Origin of the sequence: Clostridium sp. HGF2 (assembly GCF_964240115.1) — a bacterium.
Taxonomy (GTDB): domain Bacteria; phylum Bacillota_I; class Bacilli_A; order Erysipelotrichales; family Erysipelotrichaceae; genus Clostridium_AQ; species Clostridium_AQ innocuum.
Genome location: NZ_CAXSSO010000003.1, coordinates 248,967 through 269,091, shown reverse-complemented (window position 1 = coordinate 269,091; position 20,125 = coordinate 248,967). Strand labels below are relative to the sequence as shown.

16 protein-coding genes are annotated in these 20,125 nt (G+C 43.6%); 6 read left to right on the top strand and 10 right to left on the bottom strand.

The window, feature by feature from the left end; all coding sequences use genetic code 11:
* Positions 1-36 precede the first annotated feature (36 nt).
* Positions 37-1,008, top strand: a complete 972-nt coding sequence (locus ACESPQ_RS07765) for an Rpn family recombination-promoting nuclease/putative transposase (RefSeq protein WP_118002129.1) — start codon at positions 37-39, stop codon at positions 1,006-1,008.
* Positions 1,009-1,909: 901 nt separating this feature from the next.
* Here ACESPQ_RS07765 and ACESPQ_RS07760 read toward each other — a convergent pair.
* From ACESPQ_RS07760 to melA, 7 genes are all read right to left on the bottom strand, one after another.
* The gene (locus tag ACESPQ_RS07760; RefSeq protein ID WP_320077662.1) at positions 1,910-4,138 is read right to left on the bottom strand and encodes an Ig-like domain-containing protein; all 2,229 of its coding nucleotides are present in this window, start codon (positions 4,136-4,138) and stop codon (positions 1,910-1,912) included.
* A gap of 454 nt (positions 4,139-4,592) precedes the next feature.
* On the bottom strand, positions 4,593-5,663 hold the full coding sequence (locus tag ACESPQ_RS07755) for an amidohydrolase family protein (protein WP_002609585.1): 1,071 nt from the start codon (positions 5,661-5,663) through the stop codon (positions 4,593-4,595).
* Complete coding sequence (locus ACESPQ_RS07750) at positions 5,660-6,754, bottom strand: ABC transporter ATP-binding protein (protein ID WP_002609583.1); 1,095 nt, start codon at positions 6,752-6,754, stop codon at positions 5,660-5,662. The genes ACESPQ_RS07755 and ACESPQ_RS07750 overlap by 4 nt, the downstream gene beginning before the upstream one ends.
* 12 nt (positions 6,755-6,766) lie before the next feature.
* Positions 6,767-7,603 carry a carbohydrate ABC transporter permease gene (locus tag ACESPQ_RS07745; RefSeq protein ID WP_002609581.1) on the bottom strand — a complete coding sequence of 279 codons (837 nt, stop codon included), beginning with the start codon at positions 7,601-7,603 and terminating at the stop codon, positions 6,767-6,769.
* A gap of 1 nt (position 7,604) precedes the next feature.
* Entirely contained in the window at positions 7,605-8,480 is an 876-nt protein-coding gene (locus tag ACESPQ_RS07740; protein ID WP_373144207.1) for a carbohydrate ABC transporter permease, read from the bottom strand.
* A 56-nt stretch (positions 8,481-8,536) separates the two neighbouring features.
* Complete coding sequence (locus ACESPQ_RS07735; protein ID WP_373144205.1) at positions 8,537-9,817, bottom strand: ABC transporter substrate-binding protein; 1,281 nt, start codon at positions 9,815-9,817, stop codon at positions 8,537-8,539.
* Positions 9,818-9,862: 45 nt separating this feature from the next.
* Positions 9,863-11,197, bottom strand: a complete 1,335-nt coding sequence (melA, locus tag ACESPQ_RS07730; RefSeq protein ID WP_373144204.1) for an alpha-galactosidase — start codon at positions 11,195-11,197, stop codon at positions 9,863-9,865.
* A gap of 176 nt (positions 11,198-11,373) precedes the next feature.
* Here melA and ACESPQ_RS07725 point away from each other — a divergent pair, with 176 nt between their 5' ends.
* The gene (locus tag ACESPQ_RS07725; protein WP_002609572.1) at positions 11,374-12,384 is read left to right on the top strand and encodes a LacI family DNA-binding transcriptional regulator; all 1,011 of its coding nucleotides are present in this window, start codon (positions 11,374-11,376) and stop codon (positions 12,382-12,384) included.
* The gene (locus ACESPQ_RS07720; protein WP_118002125.1) at positions 12,381-13,349 is read left to right on the top strand and encodes an N-acetylglucosamine kinase; all 969 of its coding nucleotides are present in this window, start codon (positions 12,381-12,383) and stop codon (positions 13,347-13,349) included. Before ACESPQ_RS07725 ends, ACESPQ_RS07720 begins: the two co-directional genes overlap by 4 nt.
* A 220-nt stretch (positions 13,350-13,569) precedes the next feature.
* Here ACESPQ_RS07720 and nagA read toward each other — a convergent pair whose 3' ends face one another.
* From nagA to ACESPQ_RS07705, 3 genes are all read right to left on the bottom strand, one after another.
* Positions 13,570-14,694 carry an N-acetylglucosamine-6-phosphate deacetylase gene (gene nagA, locus ACESPQ_RS07715; RefSeq protein WP_002609568.1) on the bottom strand — a complete coding sequence of 375 codons (1,125 nt, stop codon included), beginning with the start codon at positions 14,692-14,694 and terminating at the stop codon, positions 13,570-13,572.
* Between the two features lie 61 nt (positions 14,695-14,755).
* Positions 14,756-16,840: an elongation factor G gene (gene fusA, locus ACESPQ_RS07710; protein WP_002609566.1), complete on the bottom strand. Its 2,085-nt coding sequence runs from the start codon at positions 16,838-16,840 to the stop codon at positions 14,756-14,758.
* 12 nt (positions 16,841-16,852) lie between these two features.
* A complete protein-coding gene (locus tag ACESPQ_RS07705; protein ID WP_002609564.1) occupies positions 16,853-17,524 on the bottom strand; it encodes an ankyrin repeat domain-containing protein in 672 nt (223 codons plus the stop codon).
* A gap of 403 nt (positions 17,525-17,927) precedes the next feature.
* On the opposite strand from ACESPQ_RS07705, the gene ACESPQ_RS07700 reads away from it, so the two are divergent.
* From ACESPQ_RS07700 to ACESPQ_RS07690, 3 genes are read left to right on the top strand one after another with little or no spacing between them, the layout of a single operon-like run.
* Positions 17,928-18,383 carry a MarR family winged helix-turn-helix transcriptional regulator gene (locus tag ACESPQ_RS07700; protein ID WP_002609563.1) on the top strand — a complete coding sequence of 152 codons (456 nt, stop codon included), beginning with the start codon at positions 17,928-17,930 and terminating at the stop codon, positions 18,381-18,383.
* The gene (locus ACESPQ_RS07695; protein ID WP_002609561.1) at positions 18,380-19,015 is read left to right on the top strand and encodes an HAD family hydrolase; all 636 of its coding nucleotides are present in this window, start codon (positions 18,380-18,382) and stop codon (positions 19,013-19,015) included. The genes ACESPQ_RS07700 and ACESPQ_RS07695 overlap by 4 nt, the downstream gene beginning before the upstream one ends.
* 9 nt (positions 19,016-19,024) lie before the next feature.
* Positions 19,025-19,837 (top strand): putative ABC transporter permease, encoded by an 813-nt coding sequence (locus ACESPQ_RS07690; protein ID WP_044906917.1) that lies wholly within the window; start codon positions 19,025-19,027, stop codon positions 19,835-19,837.
* Positions 19,838-20,125 lie beyond the last annotated feature (288 nt).

The window sequence follows — 20,125 nt, the reverse complement described above, 5'->3', positions numbered from 1 at the left end:
GAAGGGTGTAAGGAACCCTTACGGAATGGAGGACATATGAATGTCAGATGCAACAAATCAACTCAACTACAGTTATTTTTTAAGTACACCCTTTCCCGTGAGGATGAAGGCTCTGTGTACGCCCGCAACACCATCATTGAGCGTGTTACCGGAATCCGGGTAAAGGAAAGCACCGTGCTCAATCCCAATCTGGATCCGGGCATCATTGGAAAGAAGCGCATCATTCTGGATGTTCATGTGAAGGATGAACAAAATCGCCATTTCAATATCGAGATGCAGACGACCTACAAGGGATTAGCAGAAATGATGCGATTTGAATTTTACGGTGCCAGAGCATTGAACAATCAGCTCAACAGTGGTAAGAAGTACAGGGATTTAAAGCCGGTATATCAGATTATTTTCATTGACGAATATGCATGGAACAACAGAAATCTGATCAATCACTATCAGATGCGCAATGAGCAGGGAGAGAATGAAAGCTACTATCCGCTCATCCTTCGTACCTATATTCATATGCCGGCAATCAATGACATCGTAAAGGAGAAGGAAATGCAGAGGCTGAATGACTTTGAACAGCTGATATACCTGTTTGAAAATAATGAAAAAAATGATATACTGAAGTCAAAGGAAAGGCTGGTGAAGGTATTCATGGATAAGTACGAGGAAATGCAGAAGGATGACGAGCTGTGGTCAACCGCAATGGCGATTCAGATGGGAGAGGCACGTTACCGCTATGGCTTGGAAGACAGCTATGAAGAGGGGATGAAAGAAGGAATCATGAAAGGGAAAGAAGAAGGTAAAATTGAAGGAGAGAAAGTTGGTATACACAAAGGTAGAATAGAAGGAAAGATATCACTGCTGCTCCAGCTGCTGGATAGTAAATACCATGAGGATTGCTCAGTCTGGCTATTTTCTTTGAACAATGAACAGATAGAGAATGTATCCAGCTTGATACTGACATGTAATACATTGCAGGAGCTAAAGGATCAGGTTATGATTAGCCAATAATCATACATAAATACGTAGAGAAACTGTTCTATAAGCTTACACTTATAAAACAGTTTTTCATTTGCTTGTTTCCCCAAATTCATAATAATATTGGAAATGATTGCAACGAATGTACCTAAGCAGGACTTTTGCTTGTTTATGAAATAAATACGAAGGCTGTTGCATAATGCAAATCACAGGGCGATAATAACCCTTTTTCTGTTTAATAAAGTTTTTCATATGGACTAAACATTCTATTCTGTTGGGCATTCCCTGTCTTTCTAGGAATTGCTATCACTATCTTTTCTAATTATATATGTGATTACAATCCTTGACTCTGACAGTGTGTCATAGTGTATACTTGTCATATACAGCAGCAGGATGCCTAATTGGAAACATTAACGGCAATCAGCTTTGTGATTTAAAAAGGAGAACTGTCATGAAGGAATGTGAAGAATGCTACAGCATCAATAATCGCTCAACACCTATATTGAATCCCAGAGATTGTCTGGAAAATCATCTGCAATACATATGTGGAACCTGTGGCAGATGCATCTGCGTGAATAGGACGGAGAAAAGTGGTCTACAAAGATGGAATTTCCCTTTCAAAACACTGGAAACCGCCAAGCTGTATCTGCGTAGTGCTGATATTTGTGCAGAAACAAATTGCGGAATCTATGAAATCAAAAATGAAAGAGGACGATATTCCTATAAGATTTTTAATAGCCCCTCCATTGCAGCCGCTTATACTAACAACCATAAGGTATGTCTCAATGAGAAACCTCTATATCAAAGAGAGAGATTTAAACGATATCCAAACGCTGAAATAAGACGTTTAACTTCTCATGAAGTTGACATATATCTAAAGGAACAGAATGAGACAAAATAAAAACCGGCAATCCGGTTTTTATTTATGACGATATTATTTCATCAATTGTTTTCTTTTACGCTGAATAGCAATAATTCCCATCGAAACTAATCCAAGCAGTGCAAATGCTGTAAAGAGACCTGCATTTGTTGTATCTCCGGTATTCGGTGATTTCTTATCATTGGATGGTTTTTCAGGTGTTGACGGTTTTTCTGTAGCTGCTACTTTTTCATAAACAGGTTTTACAAGCAAATCCTTGGTTACCTTCGTAAAATCAGTATCCCATTTCACAAAACGATAGCCTTCAACTTCCGGTGCTTTTGGTGCTGTTGCCGCTTTGTTAGCTTCAACCTTTTCAGTTCTCAGCACTGCGCCATTCATATCGACAAAGACAACATTATAAATCGTCTTTTCTGGTGTTGGTGTCGGTTCTGGTGTTGGCTCTGGTTTTGGTTCCGGGGTAGTTCCGTTATCATCAATTTTTTTATCCTCATATACGACAGCATAAGTAGAGAAACGATCTGTTCCAAAGGTTAAAATATTCTTATTATGCTCTGGTACTATTTTATTAACAGCTCCATTATGAACACGAAGTATATAGAATTCTCTTCCTTCTGCTAATAGATTCTCAGGGACCACAACAGTGAATTTCATAGGGGTACTCAGATTTGTAATATTTCCTAATACAGTATCATCTGCTTTGATTAAGACACTCAGGTCAAGATACATTGCCACTGTTGCTGTATTATTACTTTCAGCGGTCAATGCTTCCAGTTCCTTTTGAATTTTTTTAGCATCAGCCTGTACTTGAGCATTACTGGAATCAGCCTTCTGCACATCTGCAACAACCGTTACTGTCTTGCCTGCTTTTGCAGCTTTAATAACAGCATTAGCTGTATCTGCATCTGTGAACTCACTGGAGCCTGCAATAATCTGATCAGTTACATCTTTCAATAACTGTTCTGCTTTCTCATCATTTACACCCACCTTGATTTCATCAGTAGGTTTGGATGTATCAATAGAAGGAGTTTCTACTGCTACAGGCTTGGTAACCGTAACAGTACAGGAAGCTTTCTTACCGCTTTCTGTTTCCGCTGTGATTACAGCTTTACCAGACTTCAGTGCAGTAACCTTTCCGTCTTTTACAGTTGCTATTTCAGGCTTATCACTTGACCAGGTTACCGTTTCAAGAGTTCCTTCAGGTGCCAGAACGGCTGTTACTGTTTTGCTGGCTCCTTCCTCCAATGTTAATTCGTTTTCAGATAAAGTTATATTGCTTGCAAGCGGTGCAACGGCAAATCCGTCACTAGTCTTGAATGCCTTATATGAATTACTTACATAAGCAGTTGGGTCTGTATTGAAAATACCACCATTAACCCTCACATTTTCTTTTGCATTCGCCCAATCAGATACAACCCATTCTTTATTTTCATTTTTGCTCCATGTATATGCAAGTAAAGCTTCGCTGCTGCTTGATGTAAAGGTTCCTCCTGAGATTGTCACATTTGGAATAGAGCTATAACCAGGGCGATTTACAACAGAAATAGCTGCACCATCCGGGATAGCACCATCTCCTGTTTTGCTGTTTCTTTTGTCTGCTCCGGTACCTGAGACAGTACCTCCGTTGATATTCATTACAGATAGATTACCGGAACATAATTGAATACCAAGATCACCTTTAACAGTACCACCATTGATTGTGATTTCCCCGGTCTGTGGATGATAAATTGCTGCACCTGTACCATCAGGATCTGCATTAGAAATAGAACCACCATTTATCACAATCGTGGTACCATTATTATTGAGACCATTACCAGCGATGCCATACCACTCACCTTTTAAGCTTCCGTTGTTCAATATCAAGCTGGAATTAACAAATACTCCCACTGCACACTGATACCCGAAAATTGAACCAGTACCAACACTATCATTGACTGTCATTGATGAATTATACAGTCGAATCGGTGCATTTGTTTTACCAACACTATCATTCAGCTCCTGTTTAATGTTTAACCCATTGAGGTCTAGTGAAAAGGTTTTATCTTTTACATCAATAGAAGCTGTCAAATTTATATCTTGAAGTAATTTGATTGATTGTCCTTCTTGTACTGACTGAATCGCTTCAGACATCGATGCATAGGATGTACCATTGATCTCAGCAACAGCATTTGATACAGTTTCATTCGTCTTTTCCGTTTGTACATCTGCCGCATACAAAGTGGTTGGCGTTACGCATACGGCAGTTAGAGCTATCGTAGCAAATAACGTTAATAATTTTTTCATACAGTATGTATTCCTCCTTTTTCCATCTTTCAAACATTTAAAAATAAGAAATTCGTATTATCTATCCCTCCCATCTCAAAACGTATACATATATGAATGAAAGGAAAATAGACAAATATGAAGGAAAAAGTGTATTTTTTCAGTAAAAATAGTCTAAAAAAGCAAGTTTTTCAACCTGCTTTCTGCTATCTATTATGTTATACGTTTGAATACAACTATAGTATAGCGCTTAAAATGGCACTTTGCAACCATTCTTTTTAAAGGATATTTGTATGACACACATATGATTTTCTGCAAAGCTCATATGATACAGAAGAGATTATCCGATTTCTGTACAACAGAAAACAACATAAAAAGCTGCTTTGACAATCTCTATTTCAATAAAGCTTTACTTGACAGTAATAATCCTATACAAAAAAGCAATAGTTGCATGAAAACCATTGCTTTTCAAGGCTTATTTATTCTGTAGCAAAAACTGCTGTTCATCCATATTCATAATACGACATGCATTCTGATAATAGACTTTTCGCAAAATTTCATCCGATAGACCGATTCCATAGATTCGCCATCTCCCCTGTCCCGGAAGCTCGCCATTTGGCTGATATGGAAAATATTCATCCATGGATTCCAGAAAACGGTAATAAATGGAATGCTGTCCCAGATCCAGCGGACAGCAATCCGTTCCGAATACAATGCGTTCTGAATACGTTTCAAAGAATGTTTTACTGGAATAGGGCACTCTCCCCAGCTCTGCTACACGCGCCGCCATATCCACATACATATTATCGTATCGATCCAGACGCAGTGCAACATGCTTCAGATTTTCCGCATAGCTGCCGAAATGTGCAATTATAAAGGTTGTTTGCGGGTGGTTCTCCACCATACGATCCTGCATATCCATAAGTTCTTCAAAGCACAACTGCCCCGGTTTGCCAAACTGCCAGTCAGGATGACAGTTCAATTCCTCAAAGCGTTCATTATGACGATCAGCAGGCTTAAAAAACGCTACTGGATCCGCAATATGAATTAAAATTGGCATGTGCAGTTCCGCTGCTGTTTGATACACAACATCCAGACGCGAATCATCTGTTCGAATATACCTGCCGTACGTATCCCTGTATTCCAGTGAAATGACCTTCCACATCTTGATACCGCGTGCTCCCTTCCGATAAGCTTCCATCAAATGATTACGCACCCATTGCTTGAAATCCGGATCATCAATTCTGGATACATCGATCCATACAAATGTAGTTATATAATTCTCAAAACCCTCCGTCTTACGAATCATGGCATCAAGCTCATTTCCCCAGACACCATCAAGATTCACGATATGTGCAACGCCAACATCCTGCAAAGCTTCGACATAATCCGCAGTATGATACAGTGCCGCATAACCGGGGCCGGGAACCAGATTACCCATATGTGTATGCATATCGAATACCGGAAATTTCGGTTTGCATATCGGATGCTGTGGTGTTATACATTCTGCATACGGGTCAAACTGTGATAAATAGAGATCGTTCATGAATGAATTGCCTCTTCTGTTTCCGGATCAAAGAAATTCATACGGTTCGCATCTATCGTCAGTTTCAGCATCTGATGCGGCTGCAGCTCCATACGCGCATTTACCTTGGCAACCATCGGCGTGTTACCGATCGTCCCATGCAGTATATATTCATTTCCCAGCAGTTCCTTTACATCCAACTGATAGTCTATGACAGATTTTGGATAGGTCTGTGCTACGATTTCCTCCATGTAGATGTTTTCCGGACGGATTCCCATGATAATTCTTTTATTCTCATAGGTTTTCAGACTCTCCTTCGCAAGATTATTTACTTCAATTGAATGTGCATCAAAGCAGAACATACCTTCCTTATACGTTCCCTCGATGAAATTCATAGCTGGACTTCCTAAAAAGCCTGCCACAAACATATTAGCCGGATGCTCGTAAATTTCCTTCGGTGCTCCGATTTGCTGGATATACCCATCCTTCATAACAACAATGCGGCTCGCCATCGTCATAGCCTCTGTCTGATCATGAGTAACATAAATTGTCGTCGCTCCGATGCGTTCATGCAGCTTTATGATTTCAGAACGCATCTGCACGCGCAGCTTGGCATCCAGATTAGATAACGGCTCATCCATCAAAAACACCTTGGCATTGCGGACAATTGCCCTCCCCAGAGCAACCCTTTGCCGCTGTCCGCCGGATAGTGCTTTTGGCTTGCGTTTCAGATATGGTTCGATTTCCAAAATTCGCGCTGCTTCGTGAATACGCTTATCTATTTCATCCTTTGGCACCTTTTTGATTTTCATGCCGAACGCCATATTATCATAGACACTCATGTGCGGATATAGCGCATAGGATTGAAATACCATGGCGATATCACGGTCCTTACTTGGCACATCATTTTCCAGTACATCATCAATATACAGACTGCCGCTGGATATTTCCTCGAGACCGGCAATCATGCGAAGCGTCGTGGATTTACCGCAGCCGGACGGACCTACAAAAACAATGAATTCCTTATCCTTGATTTCCAGATTGAAATCAAAAACAGCCTGTACCTTATTATCATATATCTTATTTATATTCTCTAACCTTAAATTTGCCATATCTGCTCTCCTTTATTTCATACCTGTCATCGCGATACCCTTGATGAAATGCTTCTGGAAAATCATGAAAACGACGGTAACCGGCACCATAATCAATGCAGAAGCAGCCATTGTTGCGGAAAGGTCAGCCATATGCTGCGATGCGAAGAAGGACAAAGCCAACGGCAACGTCATTTTCTTAACCTCATTCAGCATAATCAGTGGATTCAGATAATCGTTCCAGTAATTCAGGAATGTGAAGATAGCCAATGCACCAAGTGCTGGTCGTATCTGAGGAATAATGATTTTCCAGAAAATCGTGAAATCTCCTGCCCCGTCCAGCTTAGCACTTTCAATAAGCTCTCTTGGTATCTCATCACAAAACTGCTTGCATAGATATATACCGAAGGCGTTTACGAAGGAGGGTAGAATCAAAGCGCCTGCACTGTTATACAATCCCAGTGAATTGATCAAAAGGAATGAAGGAATCATAGTTGTCTGTGCGGGAACCATCATACTGGCAAGCAGGATGGCAAACAATAGCTTTTTGCGTTTGAATTGAAACTTTGAGAACACATAGCCTACCAGTGCGCTGGTGAAAAGAATAATGACAGTATTTGTCACCGTAATAAATGCACTGTTTTTAAACCAGGTGAAGAACGGGGATTGTGTCAATACCTTTTCATATCCACTGAGTGTTGGCTCCAGCGGCAAAAGATGTCTAGGATTAACCAGAATCTCCTGTGTGCTTTTGAAAGAATTGGACAGCATCCAGAAATACGGCATGATGAAGAAAATTGCAAGGATCGCAAGACCGATAAAGATACTATAGCGGACAGCCTTTTGTTTTGTCATTTTATGTTTTTTCATATCAATACTCCCATTCTACCTTATTAGCACGCTGCTGGATGAGGGAAACAACCATAATAATCATGAACAATGCCAGAGAGATTGCCGAAGCATATCCCATGTCCTTAGTTTCAAAGGCTGTCTTATAAATATAGCTGGTCAAAACCAATCCTGAATTCTGCGGGCCATTACGAACTGCCATGACAGCGAACTGCGCAAATGCCTGAAAGTGAGAAATCAGTGTCATGATGGTCACAAATGTAAAGGTTCGCTTCAGCAGAGGCAATGTGATATGATGGAATTTCTGCCAGCCGCTGGCACCATCCAAATCAGCTGCTTCATAGAATTCACCAGGGATTCCATCGATACCTGCCGTAAAGAGGATGATGTTGTAGCCGATATCTGCCCATATAGAGAATACAATGATGGACCACATGAGCACATCAGGGTTTCCAAGCCAATTCACCTCTGCTAAACCAAGGGTACGCAATGCCATATTGGCCAGTCCGTTTGTGGTAGGTAAAATACTCTTTGCCCAAACTACACTGGAAGCGACCAGGGGGGCAACACATGGCAGGAAGAAAATCATACGGAAGAGACTTCGGGTCTTGTTAGATTTAAACATACTGATCAGCTGTGCAATTCCCAAGGATATCACGATATTCAGTGCAACGGTAATCACAACAAAGAACAATGTGTTTTTCGTTGCTTTCCAGAATACTGGATCCTGTACAAGACGGACAAAGTTATCTAAACCTACGAAATGGTTATCGGATCGTAAAGGATTATAATCAAAGAATGATATCGCAAGACCTCCGATAATGGGACCAATCATAAAAATCATAAGATGGAGAAAGATTGGAATCAGGACGATGAGAATGAATTTTTTGTTTTTCAATGGGTTCACCTTCTTTTAGATTAGGGAAGATCGATGTCCTCTTCCCTATACTGGCATTATTTTTTTATAATACCGTTTAATTCCTTCTCCATAGTAATTAGTGCCTGATCAACATTTTTAATATCACCGCGTACCAGCTTTTGGAAGGTTGCATTCACCTTTTCCTTAAACTGATCTGTATTGAAATGACCAATGAATTGCGACTTGTCAAGAATTTTCACAAGTGGTTCGGCATATGGCATCTGTTTGATAAATTCCGGATTGGATGCGACAGATTTTTTCGGAGGAATTTGAGAGCATGCGATATTATGTTTCATCAGCACATCATCCTGGAAGAAATATTCAAGAAATTTGAATGCTGCTTCCTGTTGCTTGCTGTTTCCATTAACCGCCATAGACCATCCAGTTTCTGCAGCAAATGCCGGCTTATCACCAAACCATGGCATAGATACATAATCAAAATCTTTTCCATATTCCAGTCCGAAGGAGGTGGTGCCCTCCGCAATTGTCCACGGACCGCGCGGAACCATAACAACATTTCCTGCATACAGCTGCTGATATCCTTCCATATCACCGCCACCATCAAGACCTTCCATCGTTGTGACACCATCGACCTTCACCATATCATACAACTCCTGCAGTGCTGCCTCTGCCTGTGGTGTCTGCAGATTGAAGCTACCGTCCTCGTTTTGATAGGTGCCTCCAGTGGACAGAATCATGGACAGGAACATATATGGTACAGAATCCCAATTCACAAAATCAAAGCCCTTGATTGTAATGGTGTCCCCATCCTTTTTCGTAGCTTTTTTCGCTGTTTCTCTTAATTCCTTCCAGGTGGTAGGAGTCTTCAAATTATGTTCACTCATCAATTTCTTATTGACAAGCATAGCACCATTTTCAATATTGAATTCCATTGGCAGACCATACAGCTTGCCTTCATATTCCAAAGCGCCAATCGTAGATGGGTACACATCGTCATGAATGGTCTTTGACAGATTTTCCGGTATCTCAGCAAGCGCTCCGGTACTGGCGAAATCCAGACCCCAGCCGCCCCATAGCTCGTAAATATCCGCTCCGCCTTCCTTGGAAATCAAGGATGTTTGGACCTTGGATTCAAATTGATCATATGGGAAGAATTCGAAATTGATATGAATATCCGGATTCTTTTCCTCAAATTCACTGGCAATTTCCTGATAAGAAGCTGCCCATGGTTCATTCTGGTGTCCCCAGAAGGTCAATTCCACCTTATCCCCATCAGATCCCCCGGAAGATGAACTACAGCCGAACATCGTTGCACTTAACAGCGCTGATAATCCACAGCAAACTAATTTTTTCATCGATTTTCTCCTCGCTTTGCTTTAATGTTTTGATTTACTCCCGTCTTAATTCTTCAAATCCAGTGTTTTGAAATATGTCAGATAGTCTTTGTTTTTATGCAGCATTTCCTGTACCATATCGTGAATTTCCTGCATACTCAGTACACTTGCCGTCAATGGATCAAAGAGTATCGCCTCAAAGATCAACTGTGGATCGCCGTTTAGCGCTCCTTGTACAGCAAGCTCCTCGATGCGAGCAGAATGATCCACCATCAGAGCCAGATGATCCGGAAGCGTAATCTGCTGAATGGAATGAATCCCCTTGCTGGTCGCAACAACCGGAACCTCCACACAGGCATTCTCCATAACGTTTCGAATATAGCCTTTGTTTCGCAAATTGCCGTTGAAGAAATACGGTGTGTGATCTCCGAAGATGGCATTGAAGATATTGGATGCATATTCCTCTCCCCGTTTCAAATCAATGTCTCCTTGATTCACCCAATCACGGTACTCCTGTTCCCAGGTATCCTCACGTTCCAGATATTCATCCAGAATATAGGCATATGCTCCCGGATTCCAGCCGGTTCCATGCGTACAGTAGGTTTCAATCAGATCCTTGCGTTTGCGGAACCAAGGATTATATTCGGAATTGTGCCCACTGGATTCGGTTGGAAAATACCCCAGATGCCGGTACATCTCGATTCGAACCATTTCCTCATTGGCAACCTCTTCTCGCTGAATAGCATTCTGAATCAGCGGATAGGCATCTTTCCCCTTCCATTCGTAATTTAGATAGAAGGCCTGATGATTGATACCGGCACAGGTATAGGAAATCTCCTTTGGATCGGCTCCAATCCAGTTTGCCAGCATTTCTGCTGTTCCCTGTACACTGTGGCACAAGCCAGTGACATTAACTTCTGTCTGCGTTTGCAGATAGCTGACCAGCATTGCCATAGGGTTTGTATAATTCAATACAATGGCATTCGGACAAAGCACCTCCACATCACGAATGATATCCAGTAGAACCGGTGCCGTACGCAAAAACCGAAAGATGCCAGATGGCCCGCGTGTATCTCCGACACAGATATCAACTCCATATTTCTTTGGAATTTCGATATCATGCCGCCAGACTTCAACACCTCCCTGCAAAATAGTGATCAATACACCGTCAGCATCCTTTAAAGCCTCTTTGCGATCAGTTGTCGCATGAACGACTGCAGGATACCTTCCTGCCTCCACAATGCGCATAACACCATCCTTGGCATATTTCAGACGTGTTTCGTTGATATCCATCAGCATGATTTCACAGTCTCTGAAAGCATCAAATGTCAGGATATCCCTTACCAGTCCTCTGGTAAAGTCAAGAGAACCGGCTCCAATAAATGCAAATTTCCTTTTCATAAACAGTTTCCTTTCTTTGTTTACTAAACATTTGTTTATTGTTTAGTTGATTGCAACCACAGTATACCGCAACACTTTCCGTTTGTAAAGGCTTACAGACAATATTTTTACTAAATTATTTGCTTTTTCCCTAATTTTGTTCTATAATGTTTAGTAAACAGAAAGGAGATGGTTATATGTCAACACTTCGCGATGTCGCTAAGTTGGCTGGTGTATCCCTTGCCACTGCATCCCGTATCCTATCCAACGATGAATCCTTCAAAGCGACAGAGGCTACACGAAAAAAAATTGAAGATGCAGTCCGTGAACTGAACTACACCTTCAAAAGCAAAGCCAAGACCAGTAAATACAATATCGGCTGTATCATGGCAGTTACTTCAGAGAAATACGGTGATCCCTTTTTCAATTCTATTTTAGCATCCGCGGAGGAGGAAAGCACGAAATATGGGATGGCAATTTCTTCCATAAAAAATTACAATGAATTAAAAGATCCCGCTATTTTATCGGAAATGTGCAGACAGAATCTGGATGGACTGCTTTTAATGGAGGATTTGCCAAAGGATACCTTCGCAGCTTTAACAGCATCCATTCCTTACATCGTAGGAATCGATCCATACTGCTGCGACTATAACAACGTCGGATTTGATCATATTGAGGCAACCTTCCAGGTGATGGATCATTTTCTAGCCTGCGGATGTCGCAGAATCGCCTATATCGGTGGCGGAGCGCCAAATACCTGCTTTTTAGATAGCAAGCGGATGATCGCATATCGTGAATCTCTGCGCAAAGCAGGAATTCCCTATGATCCCTCAATCGTAATTGATTGCGATTGGGATATTGAAAAATGTGTGCAGGAAACCGAACAGCTGATGCTGCAGGAGAATCGCCCAGACGCTATTTTCGCGGGAAGCGATACACTCGCATCCGTCATCCTTGGAAAGCTGTATGAAATGGATATTCGCTGTCCAAGAGATATTTCCATCATCGGTTTCAACAATCTTTCCACCACTGCACATATGATTCCACCGTTATCCACGGTGGATGTACCAACACACGAAATCGGAAAACGTTCGGTTCAGCGGCTGTATCAGCTGATCCATGAGCATGATGAGACGATACTCAATATTCTGTTACCAACAAAATTCATCGAACGAAACTCTACAGCACGAAAGGATATGAAAGAATGAACTATTATCTGGGAGTAGACGGGGGAGGAACCAAGACAAAATTCATCATCTGTGATGCATTTGGCAGAGTACAGGCGCAAAGCATACAGCCTACCTGTCATTATCTGCAATGCGGATTGGATGGTGTCACCAAAGTCATGCAGGACGGCCTGTATGACTGCCTGAATAGCAGTGCGATAAAGGTAGAGCAAATCGCCGCTGCGTTTATCGCCTGTGCAGGATATCGGGATATAGAAAAGGACAGTCCCGCCATCGAAAGGGCTGTCAAAAAAGCTTATCCGCAAATACCGCACATGCTAGGCAACGATATGGAAAACGCATTGGCAGGATCCCTGGCTGGAGCTGCAGGAATCAATGTAATCGCAGGCACCGGTTCCATAGGACTTGGAAAAAATGAACAGGGGCAGATGTGCAGAAGCGCAGGATGGCACCATATCTTCGGTGGTGATGAAGGCAGTGCCTACTGGATCGCCTGTCGGCTGATTCAGCATTTCACTAAACAAAGCGATGGCAGAGAACCAAAAACTGCATTATATGAAGCTGTGAAAACACAATATCATCTACAGGAGGACAGTGATATCCTAACCACTTGTGTTGTGAATTGGAACTTTGACAGAACCAGAGTTGCCGCGATGTCGCAGACAGTGTTTACACTTGCAAAGCAAAATGATCCTGTCGCAATGAAAATTTTTCAGGAAGCCGCAAAAGAGCTTGCTGATATTTATCTGGCGATTTACCGGCAGCTGCCCTTCACTTCCAAGAATATCCCTGTTTCCTATAGCGGCGGCGTATTCAAAAGCGGTAGCTATATTCTGGAGCCGTTAAAGGAATATTTGTCCATCGAACCAACATTAACGCTGACTGCGCCAATCCTTTCTCCCGATGCAGGCAGTATCATACTTGCAATGCAGCACGACAACCGCTTGATAGATGAGAAAATCATTCAAAATTTACGCACCTTATAGCTGATTTTCATCCATTTCTTCGTATAAAGAAACACACTTTGGAAGCCTTATGCTTCAATACATGTGTACAAGCTACGCTATTCACATACAGAAAAGCTGATACCTCCCCTGTTAAAGTACGGTTTATAAAAAACGCATTATCCTAAGAAAATGTGCAGTCTGCATATATGCTCAAATAAGCTGTTTTTGTTGTTGAAGAGACGATTTTCCCTGCCTTCCTCTACATAAAATATTTCCTTTGCCAGACCCTGTGTATATGAAACGCATCATCCATTAACATCAAATCCGCATCATAGCCAGGCTCTATTGATCCTTTTTTCCAGCCATACAGCCTTGCGGGATTATATGCCGCCATACGCACCGCACTTTCCACACTGCAACCGGTATATCTGCACATATTGCGCAGGGCAGTATTCATTGCCAGCGTGCTTCCTGCAATTCGCCCGGTTTCCTTTACCGTAGCTTTTCCATCCTGAATGACAATATTCTTGCCGCTAAACGGATATTCTCCATCCGCTACCGCCTTATATGGATTGGCGTCACTGATGAGTATGATGCGATCATCCCCTAAAGCACGATAGGTGGCATGTACGACATCCGGATGTACATGAAATCCGTCCACAATCAGCTCGCACATCAGATCGGAAAGCAGTGCACCTGTCACCACACCGGGATTACGGTGCTCATGCTGACTCATCGCATTATACAGATGGGTAATCCCCTTTGCTCCGTTTCTCTGAGCCTGCATCACCTGCTGTGCATCTGCCATGCTGTGTCCGATATTCATGACAATGCCCTGCCTTGTCCCCTCCTTGATCAGTCTTTGCGCATCAGGCAGCTCCGGTGCTATCGTCATTGAGGAAACATGGGAAGAAACACGCAGAAACTGTCGAAATTCTTCAATATCCGGCAAACGCAGAAATTCTTCCTTCATGACAGCCTTCTGCTTCGGATTCAGAAACGGTCCCTCCAGATGAATACCGAGTAAGGAATCCGATACCTGCGAATCCAGCAGCTGCAGCCGCTCCATCGTCATTGCATGATTCTCCACAACCAGGCTGGCCAGAAAACCGGTGACCCCTTCCGCATGCTCCAAAGCGATGATTTCCTCTATTGCTTGGGCAGTACACGTATTAAAATCGAAGCCGCCGATTCCATGCGTATGTGTATCCAGCAGCCCCGGTGCCAGATACAATCCCTCTGCATCAATAACCTGCTCGGCATGAGGAAGCTCACATTCCGAAGCGATATCCAAAATCGTGCCATCTTCGATCAGAACGGCTTCCTCCTTCACACACCGCTGTGCATGCATAAGCACTCGTGCATTTCTTATCATTGTCTTCATTTATGTTTTTCCTTCTTTCATAAAGAACACGGGAACCTGCCATGCAGATCCCCGTCTCTGTTTATTCTTCCGCTTCTTTCTTATGCTGTGCAATAATACCGTCCGCAATATTCGATGGTACCGGCTCATAGCGGTCAAAGCTTTGTGTATATACTCCGCGTCCCTGTGTCATCGCACGCAGCTCGATCGGATATTTCTGTACTTCAGCCAGCGGTACCTGTGCTGTGATTTCCTGATAGCCGTCAACCATATCCATGCCCATGATTGCTCCACGGCGCTTATTGAAATCGCCGATGATCGTACCGGTGAATTCATCCGGTACCTTAACGGTAATATTCACGATCGGCTCCAGCAGGATCGGCTTCGCTTCCGGAATACCTGCCTTATAGGAAAGACGGGCAGCCAGCTTAAACGCCATCTCACTGGAATCGACATCATGATATTTTCCATCCAGCAGAGTTGCCTTGATATTGACTACCTTGTAGCCTGCCAGCAGACCATGCTGCATACATTCCCGAAGACCTGTTTCCACCGCCGGGAAATACTGACGCGGAACGGCGCCTCCGAATACCTTTTCCTCAAATACCATTTCCTCTTCATCCGGATTCGGTGCAAATTCCACGAAAACGTGCCCAAACTGTCCATGACCGCCGGATTGCTTCTTATGCCGGCCTTCACCGACTGCCGTTTTCCGAATTGTCTCATGATACGGTACCTTCGGTGTTTCCAGGCGCACCTCCACCTTATATTTGTTCTTCAGCTTATTCAGTACAACATCAATATGCTGATCACCGATTCCATACAGAATCGTCTGCTTGGTTTCCTTGTTGTTTTCCAGACGCAGGGTAGGATCCTCCTCCACCATGCGTGCAAGCGCACTGCTCATTTTATCCTCATCATTCTTGGAATTCGGGAATACCGCCATACCAAGCATCGGCTCCGAGAATTGAATCGGTTCTACCAGATAGTGCTTTCCCTTTTCACACAGGGTATCATTGGTCTGTGTAGCCTGCAGCTTGACAACGGCTCCAATATCACCCGTAAACAGCTTTCCAACTGCCGTCTGGTGTTTCCCCTTGACGATAAAGATGGTTGAAATCTTCTCCACCTGATCCTTGGTTGCATTATATACGACAGAGTCACTGCTCATCACACCGGCCAACACCTTGATATAGGAAATACGTCCGACAAACGGATCGACAACCGTCTTGAATACCTGTGCACACAGCGTTTCCTTCTCATTTGTTTCCAGCATAACCGGTTCCTTGGTTTCGGAATCACTGACCATGATACTTCCTGCTTCTCCATATGTCGGGAAGTATTTCACAATCAGATCCATCAGACGCTCTGTACCGACACTATGCGTAGCACTTCCGCTGAACACCGGTCGAATTTCTCCATTCCGCACACCCAGACGTACTCCTCTTGTCAGCTCCGCCTCGCTGAATTCCTCACCGCTGAAATATTTTTCCATCAGCTCATCATCACTCATGGCAATCGCTTCCGCAATCTGATTCTTATATTCGGCAACGATATCCGTCATATCCTCCGGTACCGGCTGTGCCTTGTTCGGATCAGCCAGCGGTCCTTCAAAATACCATGCCTTGTCACGCAGAATATTCACGGAGCCGATGGTCTTTCCATTTTCCATAATCGGAACTTCAAACGGAATAACGCTCTTACCAAAGGTTTCCCGCAGAACGGAATATGCCTGATCAAAGGATGCATTATCCTCATCCAGCTTATTCACAAAGAAGATTGTCGGAATGGAGCGCTTCTGTGCTGCCTCCCATGCCTTGATCGTCCCGGGCTGTACAGCATCCTTGGCATCCACGACAATCAGGGCACTGTCTCCAACCGCGATTCCCGCTTCCGCACCGCGAATAAAATCCGCATACCCCGGTGTATCGATAAAGTTGATTTTGCAATCCTTCCACTCGATCGGAACCAGCGAAGCATACACGGAGATACCGCGTCGTATTTCCTCCGGATCATAATCAATCAGTGAGCTTCCCTCACTCGTAACACCAAAGCGATCACTCGCCTTTGTAAAATACAGCATACTTTCCATAACTGCGGTTTTACCGACACCGCTGTGTCCGAGTACGACTACATTTCGTACCTCATGGCTCAGATAGTCTCTCATACAGGCTACCTCCTACTTCAGTATCGGCTTCAGCTGAGCCAGACAGTCTTCGCGTACATAGTGAATTGCCTTGTGACCTTCCTTATCAATCAGGTCCTTATCCGCACCGTTTGCCAGCAGATCCTCCACAAGTCCCACATATCCGCCATATGCCGCACGCATCAATGCCGTACAGCCATTGTTATCACAGAGATTCACATCCGCATTTCGTTCAATCAGCATACGGATAACATCCTTTTTAAATGCAACGCAGGCTTCCATTAACGCACTTCTGCCCACCTCATCCTGCGCATTGATCTCAGCACCGGCATCCAGCAGCACCTCAACGCAGCGATCATGTCCAAGAAAAGCAGCACGCATCAGCGCAGTTCTGCCGCGATCATCCGACGTATTCACATCCGCACCTGCTTCGATCAGCTTCTTGCAGATGGTTTTATTTCCTTTCTTCGCTGCCCCCATAATGGCGGTCTTTCCTTTATTATCTTCCAGATTTACCTCTGCACCATTATCCAGCAGCACGCGTACGATATCCTTGTAATCACGCTTGGCAGCACGCATCAGACCCGTTCTTCCATCACCGTTCTGATAGTTGATGTCAGCACCCTTCTTGATTTCCGCACATACCGTTGCAAAATCACCGTTTGCACATGCATCCCAGAATGCTTTGTTGAATTTCTGATCCATTTTAATTCCTCCTTTAGTTTATACTGAATCATCTGAATAAAAAAACGGACGCAAAGCAATCGCACTTTACATCCATTCTAAGGCCGCGAAGAAACTACGTACATCTTCATCAGGTACGTCAGGGAATGCACTGTCTGTGTCAGGTTTTTTCATGATTCTGTTTGCTGTCACAAAACACACGCCCCTTTCTTGCATCACTTCTAGTATAGTTATATTGTATCTTATTTTATGATTTTTGCAAGCGATTTCATGTATATTTTGCCGTTTTTTTCGTTTCGTGAAAAATGAAAATGTTTCATGGAATTTTCGCCTCCCGCTTCCTGAAACCAAAGCCCATTGACAGCGAGGGCACACAGTTGTAAAATATGTAAATCACATATAATAAGGAAAGGAAGTCATGCATATGGATATTTCACTGTATGAACAGCAGGTAGAGGAATTGAACCGCAAGCTGACATTTCAGCGTTCCCGTTATCTGAAGGAAGAATACGAGCACTATCGCATTACCGACATGCAGTATTCCGTGCTCTCCTATATACAGCAGCACCCCTGCACCACAATCGGTTCTGTCGCAAAGGCACTGCACACCGATGCAGGCAATATGTCGGCTCTCTGCAAAAAGCTGGAGCACAGCGGCTATCTGATTCGCAAAAAAAGGGAACAGGATGAACGTATTGTGGAGCTTTGCACAAGTCAAAGCGGAGCACTTTGCGTACAGACGATATCGCGTAAGATCCAACAGCACTATGAGGAGCAGTGGAAGCAGTACAATTATAAGGATAAGGAAATCATCGTGAAGGGACTGGAGAAGCTGAACCAGTTTCTGGATGCGATTATGCGAAAGGAGAACATGCGATGACAAAAAAAGGAATTCTGTTTGACATGGATGGAACGCTCATCAACACCTATGAGAATATCAACTTCAGGCAGGCACTGAGCGAATTGAAAACGGTACAGAAAACACTGATTCTGAAAATACTGAAATCCCGCGTTCGCAGCTTTGCGGAAATGGAGACCCGCATTTTGCAGGAGGTGGAGGACCCTGCGGAAGGAAAGGAGCTTGTACGCCGGGTGAGTGATTTTCTGCTGGAGCATTACGACAACGCCCCGTTGAAAAAGGATGCACTCATGTTTCTGCAGTATGTAAAGCAAAAGAATTATAAAATCTGTCTATGCACCAACAATGCGACAGAAATCGTATCCCATATATTGCGGGAAAAGCACATGGAAGCCTATTTTGATTATGTGATAACCTCCCAGCAGGTTACCCGCTCCAAGCCGGACCCCCAGATGTATCTGGAGGCATTGCACAACATTGATCTAACCGCAGAGGAATGCATTGTGTTTGAAGATACCGAAAACGGCGTTATGGCAGCGCGCAATGCCGGAATTGATGTGATCGTAGTGAATGACAAGGAAAAGCGCAAGTACAGTGATGCCCTTATGACGATTCGCGATTTCGGCGATTACCGTCTGTATCAGGAGTTTTAAGAGGATCGTATGGAGCTTATCTTATATTTCTTCCTGTACAGCTTTTTCGGCTGGCTCTGCGAATGTATCTACTGCAGCATCCCCGCGCATACATTTATCAACCGCGGATTTCTCGCCGGTCCCTACTGTCCCATCTATGGCTGCGGAGCACTGGCGGTGCTTCACATTCTCGATCCTTTCGGTTACAGCATTCCCCTCATGTTTGTTATGGGCATCGTCGTAACAAGCGCCCTGGAGTATGTTACGAGCTGGGGCATGGAGGTTCTCTTTCATACCAAATGGTGGGATTACTCAAGCTATCCATTCAACATTCACGGCCGTGTCTGCCTGAAAAACTCCCTGCTGTTCGGCTGTATGGTGCTGGTTGTCTATTATCTCATCCATCCGGCAATCCAGGAATTTGTGCATCTGTTTTCCCCCGGGATGCAGACTATGCTATGTACAGCCGCTCTTTTCGGGTTTGGCTATGACCTGTTTAACACAGCACTTGCACTGCTGCGCAAGAACAAGGATTTTCAGGAAATCGAGGAAAGCATCCGCGAGCTGCGGCAGGAATTTGCGAATGCCAGCATTACTTTGCTTCAGGAGAATCTAAGCGATGCGGTAGCACGGGTTCTGGATTCCACCAATGCGGATGAGATTCTTCTGGAGCGTATCGAAAGGCTGCGACAGCGCATTACATCCCTTCACACCAAACGCAAACGCACCCATATCCGATTACAGAAGGCATTCCCGACAAGAATAGAAGCTATCTCACGGATCAATGCAGAGCGGCTGTTTTCCATCATCAATGAACGCAGAAAAAAAGAGGACGGGAAGTAAATGAGTCCTTACTTGATCGACGGTAAATTTAAAGCATAAGAATTCAACACGATCGTATTGATCGACAGAAGCTGTATTCACTCTGTTAGCACACACACAAAAGTAAAAAAGAACCGTAAGCTGTATCTGTATTCCTGAGTATATGACAGGAATCCGCACACTTCTCGGTTCTTTTTTTCTATACTGTATCTATACTCTCTGTATAGCATCAAAAATAGGTTTTCCAAACCCGGACACGCCCTGCCGGACAAGCACAAGGCAGCTTGTGCAAACATCATCCGCCACCGC